This is a genomic window from Thiobacillus sp. 65-1402, from assembly GCF_001897685.1.
Classification (GTDB): domain Bacteria; phylum Pseudomonadota; class Gammaproteobacteria; order Burkholderiales; family Thiobacillaceae; genus Thiobacillus.
Genome location: NZ_MKUG01000076.1, coordinates 1 through 20,365, shown reverse-complemented (window position 1 = coordinate 20,365; position 20,365 = coordinate 1). Strand labels below are relative to the sequence as shown.

21 protein-coding genes are annotated in these 20,365 nt (G+C 66.0%); 7 read left to right on the top strand and 14 right to left on the bottom strand.

The window, feature by feature from the left end:
- Window positions 1-2: 2 nt before the first annotated feature.
- The 7 genes from BGO62_RS06480 to ndk are packed head-to-tail and all read right to left on the bottom strand — an operon-like array spanning window position 3 to window position 6,316.
- On the bottom strand, window positions 3-644 hold the full coding sequence (locus tag BGO62_RS06480) for a tetratricopeptide repeat protein (protein WP_296640412.1): 642 nt from the start codon (window positions 642-644) through the stop codon (window positions 3-5).
- A 13-nt stretch (window positions 645-657) separates the two neighbouring features.
- Complete coding sequence (gene hisS, locus BGO62_RS06475) at window positions 658-1,923, bottom strand: histidine--tRNA ligase (RefSeq protein WP_296640410.1); 1,266 nt, start codon at window positions 1,921-1,923, stop codon at window positions 658-660.
- Between the two features lie 22 nt (window positions 1,924-1,945).
- The gene (gene ispG, locus BGO62_RS06470; RefSeq protein WP_296640408.1) at window positions 1,946-3,166 is read right to left on the bottom strand and encodes a flavodoxin-dependent (E)-4-hydroxy-3-methylbut-2-enyl-diphosphate synthase; all 1,221 of its coding nucleotides are present in this window, start codon (window positions 3,164-3,166) and stop codon (window positions 1,946-1,948) included.
- A 32-nt stretch (window positions 3,167-3,198) separates the two neighbouring features.
- The gene (locus tag BGO62_RS06465; protein ID WP_296640407.1) at window positions 3,199-4,011 is read right to left on the bottom strand and encodes a helix-turn-helix domain-containing protein; all 813 of its coding nucleotides are present in this window, start codon (window positions 4,009-4,011) and stop codon (window positions 3,199-3,201) included.
- Window positions 4,008-4,778 (bottom strand): type IV pilus biogenesis/stability protein PilW, encoded by a 771-nt coding sequence (gene pilW / locus BGO62_RS06460; RefSeq protein ID WP_296640404.1) that lies wholly within the window; start codon window positions 4,776-4,778, stop codon window positions 4,008-4,010. The genes BGO62_RS06465 and pilW overlap by 4 nt, the downstream gene beginning before the upstream one ends.
- Window positions 4,775-5,878 carry a 23S rRNA (adenine(2503)-C(2))-methyltransferase RlmN gene (rlmN, locus tag BGO62_RS06455; protein ID WP_296640402.1) on the bottom strand — a complete coding sequence of 368 codons (1,104 nt, stop codon included), beginning with the start codon at window positions 5,876-5,878 and terminating at the stop codon, window positions 4,775-4,777. Before rlmN ends, pilW begins: the two co-directional genes overlap by 4 nt.
- A 12-nt stretch (window positions 5,879-5,890) precedes the next feature.
- A complete protein-coding gene (ndk, locus tag BGO62_RS06450) occupies window positions 5,891-6,316 on the bottom strand; it encodes a nucleoside-diphosphate kinase (protein WP_296640399.1) in 426 nt (141 codons plus the stop codon).
- A 216-nt stretch (window positions 6,317-6,532) separates the two neighbouring features.
- Here ndk and BGO62_RS06445 point away from each other — a divergent pair, with 216 nt between their 5' ends.
- Window positions 6,533-7,291 (top strand): TerC family protein, encoded by a 759-nt coding sequence (locus BGO62_RS06445; RefSeq protein ID WP_296640397.1) that lies wholly within the window; start codon window positions 6,533-6,535, stop codon window positions 7,289-7,291.
- On the opposite strand, the gene tilS is transcribed toward BGO62_RS06445, so the two are convergent.
- From tilS to BGO62_RS06425, 4 genes are all read right to left on the bottom strand, one after another.
- Window positions 7,288-8,628 (bottom strand): tRNA lysidine(34) synthetase TilS, encoded by a 1,341-nt coding sequence (tilS, locus tag BGO62_RS06440; RefSeq protein ID WP_296640394.1) that lies wholly within the window; start codon window positions 8,626-8,628, stop codon window positions 7,288-7,290. The genes BGO62_RS06445 and tilS overlap by 4 nt on opposite strands.
- Window positions 8,597-9,565, bottom strand: a complete 969-nt coding sequence (locus tag BGO62_RS06435) for an acetyl-CoA carboxylase carboxyltransferase subunit alpha (protein WP_296640390.1) — start codon at window positions 9,563-9,565, stop codon at window positions 8,597-8,599. Before BGO62_RS06435 ends, tilS begins: the two co-directional genes overlap by 32 nt.
- Before the next feature lie 81 nt (window positions 9,566-9,646).
- Entirely contained in the window at window positions 9,647-10,129 is a 483-nt protein-coding gene (locus BGO62_RS06430) for a peptidylprolyl isomerase (protein ID WP_296640388.1), read from the bottom strand.
- Window positions 10,126-10,605, bottom strand: a complete 480-nt coding sequence (locus BGO62_RS06425; RefSeq protein WP_296640384.1) for a peroxiredoxin — start codon at window positions 10,603-10,605, stop codon at window positions 10,126-10,128. Before BGO62_RS06425 ends, BGO62_RS06430 begins: the two co-directional genes overlap by 4 nt.
- A 73-nt stretch (window positions 10,606-10,678) precedes the next feature.
- On the opposite strand from BGO62_RS06425, the gene BGO62_RS06420 reads away from it, so the two are divergent.
- Both BGO62_RS06420 and BGO62_RS06415 read left to right on the top strand, forming a co-directional pair.
- Entirely contained in the window at window positions 10,679-11,797 is a 1,119-nt protein-coding gene (locus BGO62_RS06420; RefSeq protein ID WP_296640382.1) for a cupin domain-containing protein, read from the top strand.
- Entirely contained in the window at window positions 11,794-12,264 is a 471-nt protein-coding gene (locus BGO62_RS06415) for a hypothetical protein (RefSeq protein ID WP_296640377.1), read from the top strand. Before BGO62_RS06420 ends, BGO62_RS06415 begins: the two co-directional genes overlap by 4 nt.
- 5 nt (window positions 12,265-12,269) lie before the next feature.
- On the opposite strand, the gene BGO62_RS06410 is transcribed toward BGO62_RS06415, so the two are convergent.
- From BGO62_RS06410 to lptF, 3 genes are read right to left on the bottom strand one after another with little or no spacing between them, the layout of a single operon-like run.
- Entirely contained in the window at window positions 12,270-13,079 is an 810-nt protein-coding gene (locus BGO62_RS06410; RefSeq protein WP_296640372.1) for a ferritin-like domain-containing protein, read from the bottom strand.
- The gene (gene lptG / locus BGO62_RS06405; protein ID WP_296640370.1) at window positions 13,061-14,134 is read right to left on the bottom strand and encodes an LPS export ABC transporter permease LptG; all 1,074 of its coding nucleotides are present in this window, start codon (window positions 14,132-14,134) and stop codon (window positions 13,061-13,063) included. Before lptG ends, BGO62_RS06410 begins: the two co-directional genes overlap by 19 nt.
- Window positions 14,131-15,210 carry an LPS export ABC transporter permease LptF gene (gene lptF, locus BGO62_RS06400; RefSeq protein ID WP_296640366.1) on the bottom strand — a complete coding sequence of 360 codons (1,080 nt, stop codon included), beginning with the start codon at window positions 15,208-15,210 and terminating at the stop codon, window positions 14,131-14,133. Before lptF ends, lptG begins: the two co-directional genes overlap by 4 nt.
- Window positions 15,211-15,315: 105 nt before the next feature.
- Here lptF and BGO62_RS06395 point away from each other — a divergent pair, with 105 nt between their 5' ends.
- From BGO62_RS06395 to BGO62_RS06380, 4 genes are all read left to right on the top strand, one after another.
- On the top strand, window positions 15,316-16,827 hold the full coding sequence (locus tag BGO62_RS06395) for a leucyl aminopeptidase (RefSeq protein ID WP_296640364.1): 1,512 nt from the start codon (window positions 15,316-15,318) through the stop codon (window positions 16,825-16,827).
- Window positions 16,828-16,837: 10 nt separating this feature from the next.
- On the top strand, window positions 16,838-17,266 hold the full coding sequence (locus BGO62_RS06390) for a DNA polymerase III subunit chi (protein ID WP_296640361.1): 429 nt from the start codon (window positions 16,838-16,840) through the stop codon (window positions 17,264-17,266).
- Between the two features lie 13 nt (window positions 17,267-17,279).
- Window positions 17,280-17,735, top strand: coding sequence for a hypothetical protein (locus BGO62_RS06385; RefSeq protein WP_296640358.1), 456 nt, complete (start codon window positions 17,280-17,282; stop codon window positions 17,733-17,735).
- A gap of 93 nt (window positions 17,736-17,828) precedes the next feature.
- Window positions 17,829-20,365: valine--tRNA ligase (locus BGO62_RS06380; RefSeq protein WP_296640354.1), on the top strand; the 2,537-nt coding region annotated here is incomplete at its 3' end.

Genomic DNA, 20,365 nt, shown 5'->3' with positions numbered 1-20,365 from the left:
CGTCACTTGGCCTCTCCTCCCAGCGCATCGAGTTTCAGTTCGACGATAGCGCGGTAGGGGTCGTCCTCCTGCATCTTGCCGAACGCCGCCTGATAGGCCGCGCGTGCTTCGGCCTGCTTGCCCTGCGCCAGCAGCACGTCGCCCTTCGCGTCGTGGAAACGGAAGGCGTAGGCATCGCTGTGCGTGGCCGACAGGGTTTTCAGCGCGGCGTCGTATTGCTTCTGGTCGAGTAGCACGCCGGCCAGCCGCAGACGCGCCAGATCCCTGACCGCAGGTTCCTTGCTGTTGGCCACCGCCCATTCCAGCTGGGCCTGCGCGCTTTTCAGGTCCTTGCCAAGAACGTTGAGCTTGGCCAGCAACATCGCGGCACGCGGGGCGTAAGCCGTGCCCTTGTACTGATCGATCAGCATCGAGCCTGCCTCGCGTGCAGCCTTGGCGTCGTTGGCCGCCAGCGACTGCGTCAGCTTTTCGTACACGGCGGCCGCTTCCAGGCTTTGCGTCAGCGTGCGGTGCTGCCAGTAACGCCAGCCCGCCGACGCGGCGATCACCACGGCCAGGCCGATCATCACCATGCTGCCCCAGCGTTTCCACCAGGCTTTCAGTTCGTCCAGCCGTTCCTGCTCGTCGAGGTCGTAGGTTGCCATCGTGCTATACCTTTTAAGTTGTTGCCTGTTTCAGAAATTCGATCGCCAGCGCCACCTCGACGCGGGTCTGCTCGGCGCTGCCGCGCAGCGGCTTCAGCGTCACCTGCTGCGCCGCCGCTTCGTCGTCGCCGATGATCACCGCATAGCGCGCACGGCTGGCGTCGGCCTTTTTCATTTGCGACTTGAAGCTGCCGCCGCCGCAATGCAGCACGCTGGCGAGCCCCGCGCCGCGCAGCGCGGACGCCACCTGCCAGGCGTACGCCTGCGCCGCGTCGCCGGCGTGGACGATGTAAGCGTCCGGCACCGGCGTCGCAATGGCCCGCCCGCCCGCCTCGATCAGCGCCAGCAGCCGCTCGATTCCCATGGCGAAGCCGGCGGCTGGCGCCGGCTTGCCGCCCAGCTGTTCGATCAGGCCGTCGTAGCGTCCGCCGGCGCACACCGTTCCCTGCGCGCCGAGCTGGTCGGTCACCCATTCGAACACGGTGCGATTGTAGTAGTCGAGCCCGCGCACCAGGCGCGGGTTGATCTCGAAGGCGATGCCGTTCGCGCGCAGCAGCGCCTGCAAGGCGTCGAAATGCGCCAGCGCCGCGTCGTCGAGTTCGTCCATCAGCTTGGGCGCCGCATCGTTGAGCGCCTGCATCGCCGGGTTCTTGCTGTCGAGGATGCGCAGCGGGTTGCTGTGCAGCCGCCGCTTCGCATCCTCGTCGAGCGCGTCCTGGTGCGCTTCGAAATAGGCGACCAGCTTGGCGCGGTGGCGGTGCCGCGATTCGATGTCGCCCAGCGTGTTGAGCTGCAGCGTCGGCGCGATGCCGAGCTCGCGCCAGAGATCGGCGCACATGACGATGAGTTCGGCATCGACGTCGGGCCCGGCGAAGCCGAGCGCCTCGACGCCGACCTGGTGAAACTGCCGGTAGCGGCCCTTCTGCGGGCGCTCGTGGCGGAACATCGGTCCCGTGTACCACAGCCGCTTGCCGCCGTCGTACAGCAGGTTGTGCTGGATCACCGCGCGCACCGACGACGCCGTGCCCTCCGGGCGCAGCGCCAGCGACTCGCCGTTGAGCTCGTCGACGAAGGTGTACATCTCCTTTTCGACGATGTCGGTCACTTCGCCGATGGCGCGCTTGAACAGCCCTGTGTGCTCGAGAATCGGCGTGCGCATCTCGCGGTAGCCATAGCGCCGCAGCCAGTCGCGCACGATCGCCTCGAAGCCCTGCCAGGTGTCGGTGACGTCGGGCAGGCAGTCGTTCATGCCGCGCACGGATTGAATGTTGTTGCTCATAAGTTAATCAAGACAAATGCGGTCACGCAGCGCCGTAATGGCTGCGCACGTAGTCCTCGACGATCGCCTGGAAGTCCGCGGCGATGCGCTCGCCCTTCAGCGTCACGGTTTTCTCGCCGTCGACGTACACCGGCGCCACCGGCACTTCGCCGGTGCCGGGCAGCGAGATGCCGATGTTGGCGTGCTTGGATTCGCCGGGGCCGTTGACCACGCAGCCCATCACCGCCACCTGCATGGACTCGACGCCAGGATACTGGCTGCGCCACAGCGGCATCTGGGTGCGCAGAAACGTCTCGATGTCCTGCGCCAGTTCCTGGAACACGGTCGAGGTGGTGCGGCCGCAGCCGGGACAGGCGGTGACCTGCGGGGTGAAGGCGCGCAGGCCGAGTGCCTGCAGGATTTCCTGGCCGACACGGACCTCCTGGGTGCGTTCTCCACCCGGTTCGGGGGTCAGCGAAATGCGGATGGTGTCGCCGATGCCTTCCTGCAGCAGCACCGCCAGCGCGGCGGTCGAGGCGACGATGCCCTTGCTGCCCATGCCGGCCTCGGTCAGCCCGAGGTGCAGCGGATAGTCGCACTGCGCGGCGAGATCGCGGTATACGGAAATCAGGTCCTGCACCCGGCTCATCTTGCACGACAGGATGATTTTGTCGCCGCCGAGGCCCAGCTCTTCGGCCTTCTTCGCCGATTCCAGCGCGGACGCCACCATCGCGCGGCGCATCACCACTTCGGCGTCTTCCGGCCGCGCCAGACGCGCATTGTCGTCCATCATGCGCGCCGCCAGCGCCTGGTCGAGGCTGCCCCAGTTGACGCCGATGCGCACCGGCTTGTCGTAGCGGCACGCCGTTTCGATCAGGGTGGCGAACTGTTCGTCGCGCTTGTTGCCGCGCCCGATGTTGCCCGGATTGATGCGCAGCTTCGCCAGCGCCTGCGCGCATTCCGGGACCTGGGTCAGCAGCTTGTGGCCGTTGAAGTGGAAGTCGCCGATCAGCGGCACGCGGCAGCCCAGCACGTCGAGCCGCTCGCGGATGCGCGGCACCGCGGCGGCGGCCTCGAGGGTATTGACGGTGAGCCGCACCAGCTCGGAGCCGGCCTCGGCCAGCGCCTGCACCTGGCGCACGGTGGCGCCGATATCGACGGTGTCGGTATTGGTCATCGACTGCACCACCACCGGCGCATCGCCGCCGACCGGCACATGACCGATCTGCGCCTGGCGGCTGGGACGACGGACTATCTGAGACATCATTCTTCCAGGGAGGTGTTCTTCAAGGACGGTTATTCTTCCAGCGTGAAGCGCGCGACCGTCGCGTCGATAAAGGGCTTCAGATCAATGGGACGGCCGTTGTACGTCATCCGCGCCTGGGCTGCATTGCCGATCACCACATCGAACGGCGGCTGGCCGTGGACATCCACGCTGCCGCCCGCGGGATTGAGCTGACGATGCAGCATGCGTCCGCTGGCATCCTTGATCTCGGTCCACGCCTCGTCGCCGAATTCGAGATGCAGCACACTGTCGGCCGCCGGCGCCGGCGTTGCGGGCGCGGCGGCGGCGACCGGTTCGGCGGGAGCGTCGGGTTCAGCGGGTGCCGCCTCGACAACAGGGGGGACGGCCTCCGCCGGTTCCGCCACGGGCGCCGGCGCCGCAGCGCGGGCGGCCTGGGTTTGCGCGACAACGGGTTCCCGCTCGGTCGAGCCATCCCCCACCCCGCTGTTCAACCACAAATACAGCACCACCGGCACCGCCACCGCCACCACCAGGCCCAGCAGCGACAGCATCAGCCAGGGCGAAGTCAGCCAGGAATGCGACACCGGCTGATCGGCAGGACTGACCGCGGCAGGTTCGGCTGGCGCCCCCTGCATGCGCGCCAGCAGGGCTTCGGGTGCGAGTCCCAGCAGGCGCGCATAGTTGCGCACAAACCCGCGCGCGAACACGGGCTGCCCCAGGCTCTCGAAATCATCCGCCTCCATCGCCTCGATCTGGCGATGCATCAGGCGCAGGCGCGCAGCCGCGTCGTCAAGCGCAATCCCTTGCGCTACGCGAGCGTCACGCAGGATCTGTCCGACCGATGCCTGGCTGCTCTCGCTCATTCGTATTGCCCCGCCAGCAGCAGTCGCGCTTCATTCGAATCGGGGAAACGTTTGCGCAGCTGCAGGCCGTAGGCCGCTTCCTGCGTACGGTCGCCCAGCTTGCGTTCCAGCCGCACGCCCAGCCACAGGCTTTCCGCGCTCGGCGGCGCCAACTCGGCATGACGGCCCAGCAGGCGCTGCGTCTCCACCAGCCGGCCCTGCCGGAAATGCAGTCCCGCCAGTTTCAGGATAGTGCTGGGGTTGTCGGGTTGCAGCTTGAGCGACTTCACCAGATTGGCTTCGGCCAGCGCGAGATCGCCCTTCTTTTCCGCGCACAGACCGGCATTGGCCATCGCCTGCTCGGGCCTTGCATACAGCGGATTGCGCAGGGCGGCGCTGAACTGCTCGAGACCTTCGTCGTAGCGGCCGCGCGTGCAGAGAAACCAGCCGAAATTGTTGCGTGCTTCGGAATCGCTGCGATCCAGTTCGATGGCGCGGCGGAAGTTTTCCTCGGCCAGCTTGTCTTCGGCCAGTTCCATGTAGATCAGGCCGTAGATATTGTAGGCCGGGCCAAACCGGCTGTCGGCGGTGATCGCCTTGCGCAGTTCGTCAAGCGCGACCTTGTACTGGGCACGGGAGAAATAGGCGCCGGCCAGGTCGGTGAACGCGCTGGCGCGCTGGCGGCTTCCGCTGTCGGCTTCCGTTTGGGCGACGCCTGCGCCCTCCCCGGCGGGGTGGCCCGCGCAGCCGGCGAGCAAGGCTGCCGCCATCACGATCCATTTCTTCACGCTGCCTCCTTGTGCATCCGTTTCATCACCCGCCCGCTCTTGTCGGCCACCTTGCCCGCCAACTGGCCGCAGGCGGCGTCGATGTCGTCGCCGCGCGTCTTGCGCGTGGTCACCACGTAGCCCGCATCCTGCAGAATCTCGCGGAATGCGCGCATGGCGTCGGCACGCGGTTTTTCATAGCCGGAATCCGGGAACGGATTGAACGGAATGAGGTTGAACTTGCACGGCACCTCGCGCGTCAGTTCGATCAGCTGGCGCGCATGCTCGGGCTGGTCATTGACGCCGGCCAGCATCACGTATTCGAAAGTGATGAAATCGCGCGGCGCGTGCACCAGATAGCGCCGGCACGCCGCCATCAGTTCTGCGAGCGGATACTTCTTGTTGATCGGCACGATCTGGTCGCGCAGCGCATCGTTGGGCGCGTGCAGGCTCACTGCCAGGGCCACCGGGCGGCGCTCGGCCAGCCGGTCCATCGCCGGCACCAGGCCCGAGGTCGACACCGTCACCCGCCGCCGCGACAGGCCGTAGGCGTGGTCGTCGAGCATGATGCCGAGCGCGGTCACCACGTTCTCGAAATTGGCCAGCGGCTCGCCCATGCCCATCATCACCACATTGCTTACCGGCCGTTCGGCGATTTCGCCGGTGGTGCGATTCGGCACCGTTTTCAGGCTGTGCTGCGCCACCCACAACTGGCCGATGATTTCGGCCACCGTCAGGTTGCGGTTGAAGCCCTGCCGCCCGGTCGAGCAGAAGGTGCACTCCAGCGCACACCCCACCTGCGACGACACGCACAGGGTGCCGCGGTCGTCTTCCGGGATGAACACGGTTTCGATGCCGTTACCGACCCCGGCGTCGAACAGCCACTTGCGCGTGCCGTCGGCCGAGGTATGGGCGTAATTGACCGCCGGCGCCGCCACCACCGCCTGCTGCTGCAGTTTTTCGCGCAGGCTTTTGGCGATGTCGGTCATCTGCGCAAAATCCGCCACTCCGGCCTGATGCACCCAGTGGAACACCTGCCTGGCGCGAAACGGCTTTTCGCCGAGTTCGGCGAACCAGGCGGTCAGCCCTTCGAGGTCGAGATCAAGCAGGTTTTGCGACATCGGCAGCTTCGTTCAGCGGCTGTAGACTTCGCAGGCAGGGAAGAAATAGGCGATCTCGATCGCGGCGGTTTCCGGCGCGTCGGAGCCATGCACGGCGTTGGCATCGATGCTCTCGGCGAAGTCGGCGCGGATGGTGCCGGGTTCGGCCTTCTTCGGATCGGTCGCGCCCATCAGCGCACGGTTCTTGGCGATCGCGTCTTCGCCCTCCAGCACCTGCAGCACCACCGGACCCGACACCATGAAGTCGACCAGATCCTTGAAGAAAGGACGCTCGCGGTGCACTGCGTAGAAGCCTTCGGCCTCCTGGCGCGACAGGTGCTTCATTCTGGACGCCACCACCTTGAGGCCGTTGCTCTCGAAGCGGCTGACGATCTTGCCCACCACGTTTTTGGCGACGGCATCGGGTTTGATGATGGAAAAAGTGCGCTGAACAGCCATGTGAATACTCCGGACAAATGAGAAAAATCGTACAAAAAACCATGAAAATCAGCCCGCTAGGATAGCACGGCCCGCCCCCGCCTGTCTTGCCCCAGCCGGTGGTTTTCGCTGCGCCGCGTGCGCCGCAGGCAAATTTTCTGCCCCGTGCGGCATGTCAAATCCGCCGCGCCTGAGTATAGTGCGTGCCTGTTCCCATCTCCGTCTACCGTCTTCCCCATGCTCGAACTCCTGACCGACCCCAACGCCTGGATCGCTTTTGCCACGCTCACCGCACTGGAACTGGTGCTTGGCATCGACAACATCATTTTCATTTCCATCCTGGTCGACAAGCTGCCGGAAAAGCAGCGCGAACTGGCGCGCCGGCTGGGACTGGGCATGGCCATGTTCATGCGCATCGGCCTGTTGCTGGTGCTGGCATGGATCATCGGCCTGACGGCGCCGTTGTTTACCGTACTGGATCAGGACATCTCGGGGCGCGACCTGATCCTGATCGGCGGCGGGCTGTTCCTGCTGTGGAAAAGCACTAGCGAAATCCATCAATCGCTGGAAGGTGAGGAGGGCCACAGTTCCAGCGTGGTCAAGGCCACCTTCGCTGCCGTCATCCTGCAGATCATGGTGGTCGATCTCGTGTTTTCGCTGGATTCCATCATCACCGCCGTCGGCATGGTGGAGAGCATCGTCGTGATGGTCGCGGCGGTGGTCGCCTCGGTTGCGCTGATGATGCTGTTTGCGGGCGCGATTGGCCGCTTCGTCTCGGCCCACCCCAGCATCAAGATGCTGGCGCTGTCCTTCCTGGTTGCGGTGGGGGTGGTGCTGATCGCCGAGGGCTTTGGCCACCACGTGCCAAAAGGCTACATCTATTTCGCCATGGCCTTCTCGCTGGTGGTGGAAATGCTCAACATCCGCATGCAGCGGCGGCGCGCCGACGCAGTGCGCCTGCACACCGCCTACACGCCCGAAAAGCGCAACGATTAAGCCATCGCGCGCGGGACGATGCCGGGCTCGCCGGGCGCCGCCCGCGCGTCGGCATCGAAGCCGATGCCGGCCGCCCACAGCAGGCGTCCGTCGCACCACAGCAGCGGCAGGCGGTCGCGCTGCCAAGGCGGGACGGCACGCTCCTGCAACAGGTTCTTCAGGCTGCGGCGAGGCCCGCCCGCATGCAGACGCAGGCGCTCGCCGCCCTGGCGCACCCCGAGCGTGACCTCTCCCGCCGCCAGCATGGCGCGTTTCAGGCCAGCGCCCAGCTCGGCATCCATGCGCACGTTCACCCCCGCGGACGGCACCGTCAGCGCCGCTTCCCCCTGCCAGCGCACCGGCGCGGCGGGGGCTGGCGCCACCGCTGCGAGGTAGGCTCCGCCTCGAAAGCGCCATACCTCCATCGGCCCCAGCCTGACGCACACGCGCGCATCGTGTCGCGCATCCAGCAGTTGATGCAGCGCCTCGTTCAACTGCCGCGCGCACGGCATGGGCTGACCCTGCCGCTCGATGAAGTGGCGCAGCAGATTGCGCGCGCGCGGCCGGCTCAAAGCGGCCAGCGCCGCACAATCGAGGCGATCGCCGGCAACGGCCGCCACGGCATCGAGCTGCGCCAGGTTGTCCAGCAACTCGGCCGCATCGGCCTGCAGCGCGGCAGCGCGCGCGAGGGTGACGCCGGCGCCGGGGAAATGCGCGGCCAGCAGCGGCATCACCTGCTGGCGCAAGGCATTGCGGCGGTAGCGGGTATCCTGATTGCTCTCGTCGTCGACCCACGCCAGGCCGTGCGCCTGCGCGTAATCCAGCAGCCCGGCGCGCGGCACGCCCAGCAACGGCCGCAGATGCGCGGCCCGCCATCCGGGCCGGACTTGCGACTCCGCCATTGCCGCCAGGCCTTTCGGCCCCGCGCCGCGCAGCAGCTGCAGCAGTAGCGTTTCGGCCTGGTCGTCCTGCTGATGCGCGGTGAGCAGAAAGTCGGTGTCCAGCGCGGCGAAAATGCGCTGACGTTCGCGCCGTGCCGCCGCCTCGATGCCGGCCGCATCGTCGCGCGCGATCCGTACGCGATGGATGCTTAATTCAAGCTCGCGCGAGGCGCACAGCTGCGCACAGAAATCCGCCCAACGGTCGGCATGCGGCGACAGGCCGTGATGCACATGCACCGCCCGCAGCTCAAAAGGGTGTTGGCGGCGCTGCGCCAGCAAGGCGTGGAGCAGCACCACCGAGTCGAGCCCGCCCGACAGCGCCAGCGTCAGACGTGCGTGGCGGGGGACGTGGCGAACCAGGCTGTCCGCCACCGCGGCGGCGGCCTTATTTGACAGGGGTTCCCTTGAAGCTGCCATACGCCCGCAGGCGCTGGTAACGTGCGGTCAGCAGCGCATCGACCGGCTGCTTGCGCAACTCGGCGAGGGTATCCGTCAGCGCGCGGCGCATCGACTGGAACATGACATCCCAGTCGCGCTGCGCGCCGCCCAGCGGTTCTTCGATGATGCGGTCGACCAGCCCGTTCGCTTTCAGGCGGTCGGCGGTGATGCCCAGGGTTTCGGCGGCGACCGACGCCTTGTCGGCGCTCTTCCACAGGATCGAGGCGCAGCCTTCGGGCGAGATCACCGAATAGGTCGAGTATTGCAGGATCAGCGTGCGGTCGCCGACGCCGATCGCCAGCGCGCCGCCGGAGCCGCCTTCGCCGACGATGGAGCAGACGATCGGCGTCCGCAGTTCGGCCATCGCGTACAAATTGCGTGCGATGGCCTCGGACTGGCCGCGCTCCTCGGCGCCGATGCCCGGGTAGGCGCCGGGCGTGTCGATGAAGGTGAAAATCGGCAGGCCGAACTTCTCCGCCAGGCGCATCAGGCGCAATGCCTTGCGGTAGCCTTCCGGGCGCGGCATGCCGAAATTGCGGTAGATCTTCTCCTTGGTGTCGCGGCCTTTCTGGTGGCCTATCACCATCACCGGTTCGCCGTTGAAGCGCGCCATGCCGCCGACGATCGCGGCATCGTCGGCGAAGGCGCGGTCGCCGTGCAACTCGGCAAAATCGGTGAACAGGCCCTGCGCGTAATCGAGCGTGTACGGCCGCTGCGGATGGCGTGCCACCTGCGACACCTGCCAGGCGTTGAGCTTGGCGTAGATGTCCTTGGTCAGCGTCTGGCTCTTCTTCTGCAGACGGCGGATTTCCTCCGAAATATCCAGCGCGGAGTCGTCCTGCACGAAGCGCAGCTCTTCGATCTTGGCTTCGAGTTCGGCAATCGGCTGCTCAAAGTCGAGGAAAGTGGTTTTCATCGGGGGTCTTCACAAGGCGGTCACAGAACACAGGTTAGCCGGGCATTTTAGCAGCCCGGCGGCGTTTGCCGTGCAGCTTCCTCAATGATGGTGATGGCCGTGAGCGCCATGCGCGTGGCGGTGCGAAACCTCGTCCGGCGAGGCGGCACGCACTTCGGCCACTACGCACTGGAAATGCACCGACTGCCCCGAATAAGGATGATTGCCGTCGACCACCACCTTGTCTTCGGCGATCTCGGTCACGGTGTAGAGCATTTCCTCGCTGCCGTCGACCGGCGAACCGACGAACTGCATGCCGACCTCGATGTCGTCGGGGAAGGCGTCGCGCGGCTCCAGCCGCACCAGGTCTTCCTCGTATTCGCCGAAGGCGTCGGCCGGCTGCAGCTTGAGGTCGATCTGATCGCCCACTGCCTTGCCTTCCAGCGCCTGCTCCACCAGCGGGAAGATGTTGTCGTAGCCGCCGTGCAGGTAGCTGACCGGTTCGTCGCTCTCCTCCAGCAGCTTGCCCTCCATGTCGCGGACGATGTAGGTGATGGTGACGACGGTGTCCTTGCCGATATTCAATTGAGTTCCCCTTTGCTCATTAAAGCAACCAGTTGAAGCACTTCCGCCGCGTGCCCGCGGCTGGAAACGCCGTACAGTGCGTGACGGATGACGCCCTGTTTGTCGATGACGAAGGTGGAACGCGCCATGCTTTTACGCATGACGCCGTCCACCTCCTTGTCCTGCAGCACGCCATAGGCTGCGCAGGTCGTTTGTTCCTTGTCGGCCAGCAAGCGCACGCTGATGCCGTGCTTGTCGCGAAACTCGCCATGCTTGATGCAGTCGTCGCGCGACACGCCGAGCACGCTGGCCCCCAGCCTGGCGAAATCGTTCTCCAGTTCGGAAAACTCGATCGCCTCGGCGGTGCACCCGGGCGTGTCGTCGCGCACGTAAAAATACAGCACCAGGGTTTTCCCCCGGAACTGGGACAGTTCGACGATATTCATGTCCGCATCCGGGTTGGAAAAATCCGGCGCGCGATCTCCAGCTTTCAACATGGGCAGTTCCACCGCGTATTTTTCGGCAGCATTCTAACAGGGGGCATCCAATCGCACCGTTATAATTCCGCCCATGACGACCCCCCTGCTTGGCGGCCTCAGCCCCACCCGCTTCCTGCGCGAGATCTGGCACAAACGCCCGCTGCTGATCCGCAACGCGATACCGGGCTTTGCCGGACTTCTGTCGCCCGCCGAGATGCGGCAACTGGCCTGTCGCGACGACGTCGAATCGCGCCTGATCCGGGGCAGCGGCAGCGACTGGCAGCTCGATCACGGCCCGTTCCGGAAAAGCGATTTCAGGCGCCTGCCGGAAACCGAGTGGACCCTGCTGGTGCAATCGCTCAACCATTTTCTGCCCGAAGCCGACGCCTTGCTGGCGCGCTTCAATTTCATACCGCACGCCCGCCTCGACGATTTGATGGCGAGCTACGCCGTGCCCGGCGGCAGCGTCGGCCCGCATTTCGATTCGTACGACGTTTTTCTGCTGCAGGGCCAGGGGCACCGCCGCTGGCAGATCAGTACGCAGACGGACCTCGCGCTGATCGACGATGCGCCGCTGAAAATCCTGCGCCGCTTCAAGGCGGAGGACGAGTGGGTGCTCGGCCCCGGCGACATGCTCTACCTGCCGCCGCACGTCGCGCACTACGGCGTCGCCGTGGATGCCTGCATGACCTATTCGATCGGCTTCCGCGCGCCCGCCGCCGAAGAACTGGCGCACGGCTTCCTGATGCACCTGCAGGACACCCTCGCGCTGGAAGGCCGCTATGCCGACCCCGACCTGCGCCGACCAGCCCACCCCGGCGAAATCGGCCGGGCGATGCTGGCGCAAATCGAAGACATGATCGCCCACATCAAATGGACCAAACGCGACATCGCCGAGTTCGCCGGGCGCTATCTGTCCGAACCCAAGCCGAATGTATTTTTCGACCCGCCGGACACCCCGCTCGGCCAAGCCGCCTTCGACCGACAGGCAGGCAAGGCCGGCGTGGCGCTCGATCCCAGGTCGCGCCTGCTGTTTGCGGGCAAACGCTTTTTCATCAATGGTGAGGCTTTCACGCCGCAGGCCGGCGAAACCGCCGCACTGCGGCAGCTGGCCGACCGGCGCCGCCACCCCGCGCCGCTGCCGGCCGCGCTGCGCAAGCGCCTGCATGACTGGTACCGGGCCGGCTGGCTGGAGATCGGCGCCGAATGAATGCCCTCGAAACCCCGGCCGAACTCCGCGCCGCGTTCGACGCGCTGCTCGCCGCCACGCAGCGCCGGCTGCGCCTGTACGACCACGACCTGAGTCTGTTCGACCTCGACCACGCCCCCCGCCACGCGGCTCTGCGCGCGCTGTGCGTGGCTGGCGGCGGGCGCCGCATCGAGCTGCTGCTCGATGACATTGGCCGCGTTGCAGGCGACCATCCCCGCCTGATGCAGCTGCTGCGCGATTTCGGCCATATCCTCGAAATCCGCCAGGCCGACCCCGACGCGCCGCGCCCCGGCCAGGCATTCGTGCTGGCCGACCGCCACGGCGTGCTGCTGCGCGCCGACAAGGCCGCGGTGCACGGCGTCCTGCATCCGGACGACCCCGGCAGCGCCGTGGCGCTGCATCAGGATTTCGAAGGCATGTGGCAGCGCGCGCCGGCCGCCGTGTCGGCGACCACGCTGGGCCTGTAAGCAGGCTAGAGCGAACTCAGCCAGGCCAGCTCGGACTCGCAGAAACCGGCCTTGCGGCGCGCCGCCAGATTGAACGGCGGTTTCAGCGGCGGCGCATCGTAATCGACCAGCAGCTGGCGAAACGTCGTTTCGGGCCGCAGCCCGCGCGCCGCGCACAGCCAGCCGAACCAGTGGCTGCCGATGGCGACATGGCCGATCTCATCGCGCTCGATGACGGCGAGGATCTCGACCATGCGCATGTCGTTCGCAGCGCGGAGCTTGTCGACGATCAGCGGCGCGGCATCGAGCCCGCGCGCTTCCAGCACGCGCGGCACCAGCGCCATGCGCACCAGCGGGTCGTGCGCGGTTTTCAGCGCCATGTCCCACAGGCCGTTGTGCGCCGGAAAATCGCCGTAGGCATATCCCAGCGTAGCCAGATGCGCGTTCAGCAGCGCGAAATGCAGCGCCTCCTCGTCCGCCACGCGCAGCCAGTCGGCGTAATACGCGGCCGGCATGCCGGCAAAACGGTGGGCGGCGTCGAGCGCCAGATTGATCGCGTTGAATTCGATATGCGCCAGCGCATGGACGAGGGCTGCGCGGCCGGGCAGCGTGTCGGCACGGCGGCGCGGCACTTTCTGCGGCGGGACCTGCAGCGGTTTTTCGGGATGTCCAGGCTGCTCGATGGGGATACGCGGCACCTCGCCCGCACAATCGATCCGGCCCGCCTGCCAGTCTGCCTGCAGCGCATGCACGCAGGCGAGTTTGGCCGCCGGCTCGCGCGTATTCAGGCACACCGCCAAACGCTGCGGCAGTGAATCTAGCGCCGGTCCACCCATCGGATACCCATCAGCGCGATGGCCAGGAAGATCAGCAACGGCAGGATCGACACCACAACCGCAGGCCAGTCGTTCAGCAGGCCGAGATGGCCGAACAGCCGGCTCAGCAAATGAAAGCCAAGGCCGGCCAGAATGCCGATGAAAATCTTGCTGCTGGTGCCGCCGGAACGCGGCCCCTGGATGGCGAACGGCATGGCGATCAGCATCATGATCGGGATGACGAACGGGCTGAGAAATTTCGTCCACAGGGCAAGTTCGTAACGCGTGGCCTTCTGGCCGTTTTCCTTGAGATGCGCCACATAGCGCCAGAGGGTGCGCGCCGACATTTTCTCCGGCGCCACCAGCAGCACGCTGAGGATGTCGGGCGTCAGTACCGACTGCCAGTCCTGGCGCGCGCTGCGGGTGGCGTGGATGCCGTCGGTATCGAAGCGCGTTTCCACCACCTGCTGCAGGCTCCAGGTCTGGTTGCCGCGCCAGCTGGCCTCGGCGGCGGCGCGGATCCAGCCGAGGCGGCCAGCGGCATCGAAGCCGTAAATTTCGATGCCGCGCAGGGTGTTGTCGGGCATCACCTCGCGCACGTTGATGAAGGCGCTGCCGTCCTTGACCCACAGGCCGGAGCGAAACTGCTGCGCCACCACCGAACGGGTGGCGGCCAATTTATAGCGCTGCGCCGTCTGTTCGGACCACGGCGCGACGTATTCGCCCAACACCAGCACCAGCAGCGACAACATCACGCCGATCGCAGCGAAATAGGACGCCACACGCCAACTGGACAGGCCCGATACCCGCATCACCGCGAATTCCGAATTGCCCACCAGGCGGGACAGCGCGAACAAGGTGCCGATCAGCGCCGCCACCGGCAGGATTTCATACAAGTGCCCGGGCAGGCTGAGCAGCACCACCACGGCTGCCTGCCCCAGGCCATAATTGTTGCGCCCCAGGCTGCCGAGCTCCTGCATCACGTCGAAAAAGGCGAACAGCACCAGCAGGCCCAGCAGCACGAATGCCGACGCCGCCAGCACCTGGCCCGCCAGATAGCGCGCCAGCAGCTTCATGACCGCCTCCGGCGCGCACCATGCTGGCGCGTGCGCATGTAAAACAGGGCGACCACGGCGAACAGCATCAACAGATGCGACGACAGCATCCCCGCCCACGGATTGAGCCTGCCCTGCGCCACCCAGGCCTGCGACAGCGACAGCAGATTGCTGTAAACGAAATACAAGAGCAGTGCGATCACCAGCCCATAGGAGCGGCGCGCCCGTGTGTTGACGAAACTGAGCGGAATCGCCATCACGGCAAGAATCAGCGCGCTGAGCGGCACACCCAGCCGCCACAGCAGTTCGGCGCGCGCCGGCGGCGACGCATCGCCGATCAGCTCGCCCGGCGGTGCCTGGCGAATGCCGGTTTCCTTGCCGCCGGCAGCCACCGGGTCGAGCCGCATCCAGTAGCGTTCGAACTGCACGATGCGGTAGTCGAGCTGGCCGGGGATGCCTTCATAGCGGCGTCCATCCTTGAATACCAGATAGCGCGAGCCGTCGGGCAGCTGGGTGTGGCTGCCTTCGCGCGCCACCACCAGGCCGAGCTGGCCGTCGATGCGCGACTGCATGAACACGTTGCGCACGATGCCGGTCAGCGGGTTGAGCGATTCGACGTAATAAACGCGCTGACCGGCGCTGGATTCGGCAAACAGTCCGGGCGCGATCAGGGAGCTTTCGCTGCGGCTGCGCAAATCCTGGCGGTATTCGCTTTTCTTGGTCTGCGCCCACGGATTGAGCACCAGCGTCAGCAACAGGATCACCAGCGAAAACGGCACGGCGAACGTCAGCACCGGCCGCATCCATTGCGTGAGCGACAGCCCGGCATTGAGCCAGATGACCATTTCGCTGTCGCGCCACATGCGCGACAGCGGCAGCAGCACGCCGGCGAACAGCGCGATCGTCATCAATACCGGCAGAAAATACAGCAACGAGAAGCCGAGAAAGGCGAATACCGCCTCGTTGGCGAGCTCGCCCCGCGCCACGTCGCCCAGCAAGCGGATGAACAGCACCACCAGCGCAATCGCGATCAGCACCGTCAGCACGGCGCCGGTGGCAAGACCCATTTCGCGGGTCAGCGCACGGCGATAGAGCATGGAGCTATCCGGGGGGCATTCGGAGCACGAACGTGCTTTTGACATTCCACTGCGGCTGCGCCAATAATCGCCCGACCGGCAAATTGCATTTTTTTGAGCACAGACATGGAAAGCAAGGACATCGAACTCGAATTTAGCATAAAAAGCGGCGCGCCCGAAAAGCAGCGCACCGCCTGTGTCGTCGTCGGCGTGTTCGAAAGCCGCAAGCTGTCGGCTCCGGCGATCGACATCGACCGCGCCAGCGACGGCTATCTGTCGGACATCCTGCGCGGCGGCGACATGGAAGGCAAGGCCGGCAGCACGCTGCTGCTGCACAAGGTACCCAACATTCTGGCCGACCGCATCCTGCTGGTCGGCCTCGGCAAGGAACGCGAGTTCCACGAAAAAGCCTACCGCGATGCCATCGCCAGCGCGGTGAAGACCCTGCGCGACACCGGCTCGATGGAAGCCGCCATCACCCTCAGCGAAATCCCGGTCAGGAAGCGCGACGTCACCTGGAACATCGAACAGGCGGTGATCAGCGCCCACGATGCGCTGTACCGTTTCGACCATATGAAGAGCAAGCCGAGCGAGGCACGCCGCCCGCTCAAGCGCGTGGTCTTCGCAGTTTCGCGGCGCGGCGAACTCAAGTATGGCGAGGTCGGCCTGGCACGCGGCCTGGCGATTGCCCGTGGCATCAATCTCGCCAAGGATCTGGGCAACACCCCGTCCAACATATGCACCCCCGAATACCTGGCCGGCCAGGCGCAAAAGCTGGCCAAGGCCTACGGCTTCCGCAGCGAGATCCTCGACTATGCCGCCTGCGACAAGCTCGGCATGGGATCCTTCCTGTCGGTCGGCAAGGGCAGCGACAAGCCGCCACGCTTCATCGTGCTGAAGCATGAAGGCGGCGCCAAGGGCGACAAGCCGGTGGTGCTGGTCGGCAAGGCGGTCACCTTCGACGCCGGCGGCATTTCGCTCAAGCCGCCGGCCGAAATGGACGAGATGAACTACGACATGAGCGGCGGCGGCGCGGTCATCGGCGCCTTCCGCGCCATCGGCGAACTGGGGCTTGCGCTCAACGTCGTCGGCCTCATCCCCGCCTGCGAGAACATGCCGGATGCGAACGCCAACAAGCCCGGCGACATCGTCACCTCGATGTCCGGCCAGACCATCGAAATCCTCAACACCGACGCCGAAGGCCGCCTCATCCTGTGCGACGCCCTGACCTACGCCGAGCGCTTCGAGCCCGACGCGGTGGTCGACCTGGCCACCCTGACCGGCGCCTGCGTGATCGCGCTCGGCGCCCATCCCAGCGCGCTCTACAGCAACCACGATCCGCTGGCGCGCGAAATCGAGCACGCCGCCGACCATGCCTGGGACCGCGTCTGGCGCATGCCGCTGTGGGACGACTACCAGGAGCAACTGAAGAGCAGCCTCGCCGACATGGCCAACATCGGCGGCCGCCCGGCCGGCTCGATCACCGCGGCCTGCTTCCTGTCGCGCTTCGCCAAGAAATATCACTGGGCGCACCTCGACATCGCCGGCACCGCCTGGAAAGGCGGCCGCGAAAAGGGCTCGACCGGCCGCCCGGTGTCGCTGCTGGTGCATTTTCTCCTGAACCGCGCCCAGAAATAAGCCGCCGGCAGTGACCGAAATCACCTTCTACACCTTTGCCGACAACCCGCTCGACGTCGCCCGCCGCGTCGCCGCCAAGGCACACGGCCAGGGCAAGCAGGTGATGATTTACGCGCCCGACCCGGCGATTGCCGATGCCATCGACCGTCTGCTGTGGAGTGCGCCCGCGCTAAGCTTCGTGCCGCACTGCCGCGACGGCGACCCACTGGCAGGCGAGACGCCGGTGCTGATCGGCACCGATGCCGACGCCCTGCGCCAGGCAGACGTGATGATCAACCTGCACCGCGAACAACCGCCCGCCTTTGCCCGCTTCGAACGCCTGGTCGAAATCGTCGGCCAGGACGAAGCCGGGCGCGAGCAGGGGCGCGCGCGCTACCGGTTTTACCAGACGCGCGGCTACGCTCTGCAAACGCACGACCTGCGCCAGCACGCCGGATAAGCACGAGGCCGACATGAGCGACAGCCCCTTGTTGAGCAAAATGGATGCGCTGCTGAAAAAGCATCGCGGCGGCATCGAGGACGGTCGCGACGCGCCTTCCGGGCACGCGCCGTCCGAACAGGCGGCACCGCCCGATGCCTGGCTGCCGGTGCTGACCCAGGTGATCGAGCGCGGCACGCCGCCCGCTGCAAGCGCGCCCCTGCCCCCAGCTGCGACTGCAGCAGCGACTTTTCCCGCATCGCCCGAAACATCCGCAGCCGCCGTCAGCGACACCCTGGCTGAACAGTTGATGAGCGAACTGGCGCCCCGCTTGTCCGAAGTCATGGAAAAGCAGGTCGCCGCCGAGCTGCGCAAAAATCTCGATGAAACCGTGGCCAGTCTGCTCAATCAGCTCGACGTCAACGTGCGCGAGATCGTGCGCGATGCCGTCGCCGAGAAGCTCAAGCAGCCACGCGATCCTTCGTCCTGAAACGGGGTTCGGCGGTGTTTTGTCGCCCGTCACGCAGGTTTTTCGGGACGGGTCACGGCCTTTTTGGGATAATCACCGCTTTGCCCGCACGCCATGGAACTCGCCAAATCCTTCGAACCGGCTGACATCGAAAAGCGCTGGTACGCCCAGTGGGAAAGCGCCGGTTACTTCAAGGCCGGCGACGCGCCCGATGTCCCCGCCTACTGCATCATGCTGCCGCCGCCCAACGTCACCGGCACGCTGCACATGGGGCACGCCTTCCAGCACACCCTGATGGACGCGCTCACCCGCTATCACCGCATGGCGGGCGACAACACGCTGTGGCAACCCGGCACCGACCACGCCGGCATCGCCACGCAGATCGTGGTGGAACGCCAGCTCGACGCGCAGGGCGTCTCGCGCCACGACCTCGGCCGCGAGAAATTCCTCGACAAGGTGTGGGAGTGGAAGGAGCACTCCGGCTCCACCATCACGCGCCAGATGCGGCGGCTCGGCACCAGCCCCGACTGGAGCCGCGAGCGCTTCACCATGGACGCCGGCCTGTCGAAAGCCGTCACCGAAGTGTTCGTGCGGCTCTACCGCGAAGGCCTGATCTATCGCGGCAAGCGGCTGGTGAACTGGGACCCGGTGCTGCAGACCGCGGTATCCGACCTCGAAGTCGTCAGCGCCGAAGAAGACGGCTTCATCTGGGAAATCAACTATCCGCTGGAAGACGGCTCCGGTTACCTGACCGTCGCCACCACCCGCCCGGAAACCCTGCTCGGCGACAGCGCCGTGGCGGTGCATCCCGAGGACGAACGCTACCGGCATCTCATCGGCAAGCATGTCCGCCTGCCGATCGCCAAGCGCAGCATCCCCGTCATCGCCGACGAGTACGTCGACCGCGAGTTCGGCACCGGCGTGGTCAAGATCACGCCGGCGCACGACTTCAACGACTGGCAGGTGGGGCAGCGCCACAAGCTGGTGGCGATCAGCGTATTGACGCTCGACGCGAAGATGAACGACCTCTGCCCGACCGAATACCAGGGCCTGGACCGCTACGACGCGCGCCAGAAACTGCTCGATGAGTTGCAGGCCAAGGGCCTGCTGGTGTCGGCCAAACCGCACAAGCTGATGATCCCGCGCGGCGACCGCACCCACGCGGTCATCGAGCCCATGCTCACCGACCAGTGGTTCATGAGCATGGGGGGTCTCGCCAAGCAGGGTCTCGCCGCAGTCGATTCGGGCGAGCTGAAGTTCGTGCCGGAGAACTGGACCACCACCTATCGCCAGTGGCTGGAAAACATCCAGGACTGGTGCGTGTCGCGCCAGCTGTGGTGGGGCCATCGCATTCCGGCGTGGTACGACGCCGACGGCAACTTCTACGTCGCCCACACCGAGGAAGAGGCCAGGAAGCAGGCCGGGGGACGCGAGCTGACGCAGGACAACGACGTCCTCGACACCTGGTTCTCCAGCGCGTTGTGGCCCTTCTCGACGCTGGGCTGGCCGGAGCAAACGCCTGAGCTCGAACGCTACCTGCCGACCTCGGTACTGGTCACCGGCTTCGACATCATCTTCTTCTGGGTCGCCCGCATGGTGATGATGTCGCTGCACTTCACCGGCAAGGTGCCGTTCCGCGAGGTGTACGTCACCGGACTCGTGCGCGATTCCGAAGGCCAGAAGATGAGCAAGTCGAAGGGCAACGTGCTCGACCCGATCGATCTGATTGATGGCATCGCGGTCGACGAACTCGTCGCCAAGCGCACCCAGGGCCTGATGAATCCCAAGCAGGCCGCCGGCATCGAGAAGCGCACCCGCAAGGAGTTTCCCGAAGGCATCGCCGCCTACGGCACCGATGCTTTAAGGTTCACTTTCGCCAGCCTGGCCACGCACGGCCGCGACATCAAGTTCGACCTGCAGCGCGCCGAGGGCTACCGCAATTTCTGCAACAAGCTGTGGAACGCCACCCGCTTCGCGCTGATGAACCTGGAAGGCCACGACTGCGGACAGGACGTGAGCCAGACGATGGACTTCTCGGATGCGGACAAATGGATCGCCGCACGCCTGCAGCAGGCCGTCGGCGAGGTGCGCGAGGCCTTCGCCGCCTACCGCTTCGACCAGGCCGCACGCGCAGTCTACGAATTCGTGTGGGACGAATACTGCGACTGGTACCTGGAACTCGCCAAGGTGCAATTGAACAACGGCACGCCGGAGCAGCAGCGTGCCACCCGCCGCACGCTGGCGACGGTGCTCGAATCCACCTTGCGCCTCGCCCACCCGATCATTCCTTTCATCACCGAAGAACTGTGGCAAAAAGTCGCCCCGCTCGCCGGCGCTGTTTCTATGGCATCGCCCTCCGGCGATGGCGGCGACAGCATCATGCTCGCGCCCTATCCGCAGGTCGATGAGACTCAGCGGCATCCCGGCAGCGTCGCGCGCATTCAACTGCTGAAGGAACTGGTCAACGCCTGCCGCACCCTGCGCGGCGAGATGAACCTGTCGCCCGCCCAGCGCGTGCCGCTGGTGATCGAAGGCGACGCCACCGCGATCAACGCACTGGCGCCCTACATCGCCGCGCTCGGCAAGCTCTCCGAGGTCAGCGCCGTCGCTGCGCTGCCGGAAGCCGACGCCCCGGTCGCCCTGGTCGGCGA

Coding starts and splice junctions, on each gene's coding strand:
- BGO62_RS06480 (WP_296640412.1), bottom strand. CDS start 644: ATGGCAACCTACGACCTCGACGAGCAGGAACGGCTGGACGAACTGAAA.
- hisS (WP_296640410.1), bottom strand. CDS start 1,923: ATGAGCAACAACATTCAATCCGTGCGCGGCATGAACGACTGCCTGCCC.
- ispG (WP_296640408.1), bottom strand. CDS start 3,166: ATGTCTCAGATAGTCCGTCGTCCCAGCCGCCAGGCGCAGATCGGTCAT.
- BGO62_RS06465 (WP_296640407.1), bottom strand. CDS start 4,011: ATGAGCGAGAGCAGCCAGGCATCGGTCGGACAGATCCTGCGTGACGCT.
- rlmN (WP_296640402.1), bottom strand. CDS start 5,878: ATGTCGCAAAACCTGCTTGATCTCGACCTCGAAGGGCTGACCGCCTGG.
- ndk (WP_296640399.1), bottom strand. CDS start 6,316: ATGGCTGTTCAGCGCACTTTTTCCATCATCAAACCCGATGCCGTCGCC.
- BGO62_RS06445 (WP_296640397.1), top strand. CDS start 6,533: ATGCTCGAACTCCTGACCGACCCCAACGCCTGGATCGCTTTTGCCACG.
- tilS (WP_296640394.1), bottom strand. CDS start 8,628: ATGGCAGCTTCAAGGGAACCCCTGTCAAATAAGGCCGCCGCCGCGGTG.
- BGO62_RS06435 (WP_296640390.1), bottom strand. CDS start 9,565: ATGAAAACCACTTTCCTCGACTTTGAGCAGCCGATTGCCGAACTCGAA.
- BGO62_RS06425 (WP_296640384.1), bottom strand. CDS start 10,605: ATGTTGAAAGCTGGAGATCGCGCGCCGGATTTTTCCAACCCGGATGCG.
- BGO62_RS06420 (WP_296640382.1), top strand. CDS start 10,679: ATGACGACCCCCCTGCTTGGCGGCCTCAGCCCCACCCGCTTCCTGCGC.
- BGO62_RS06415 (WP_296640377.1), top strand. CDS start 11,794: ATGAATGCCCTCGAAACCCCGGCCGAACTCCGCGCCGCGTTCGACGCG.
- BGO62_RS06410 (WP_296640372.1), bottom strand. CDS start 13,079: ATGGGTGGACCGGCGCTAGATTCACTGCCGCAGCGTTTGGCGGTGTGC.
- lptG (WP_296640370.1), bottom strand. CDS start 14,134: ATGAAGCTGCTGGCGCGCTATCTGGCGGGCCAGGTGCTGGCGGCGTCG.
- lptF (WP_296640366.1), bottom strand. CDS start 15,210: ATGCTCTATCGCCGTGCGCTGACCCGCGAAATGGGTCTTGCCACCGGC.
- BGO62_RS06395 (WP_296640364.1), top strand. CDS start 15,316: ATGGAAAGCAAGGACATCGAACTCGAATTTAGCATAAAAAGCGGCGCG.
- BGO62_RS06385 (WP_296640358.1), top strand. CDS start 17,280: ATGAGCGACAGCCCCTTGTTGAGCAAAATGGATGCGCTGCTGAAAAAG.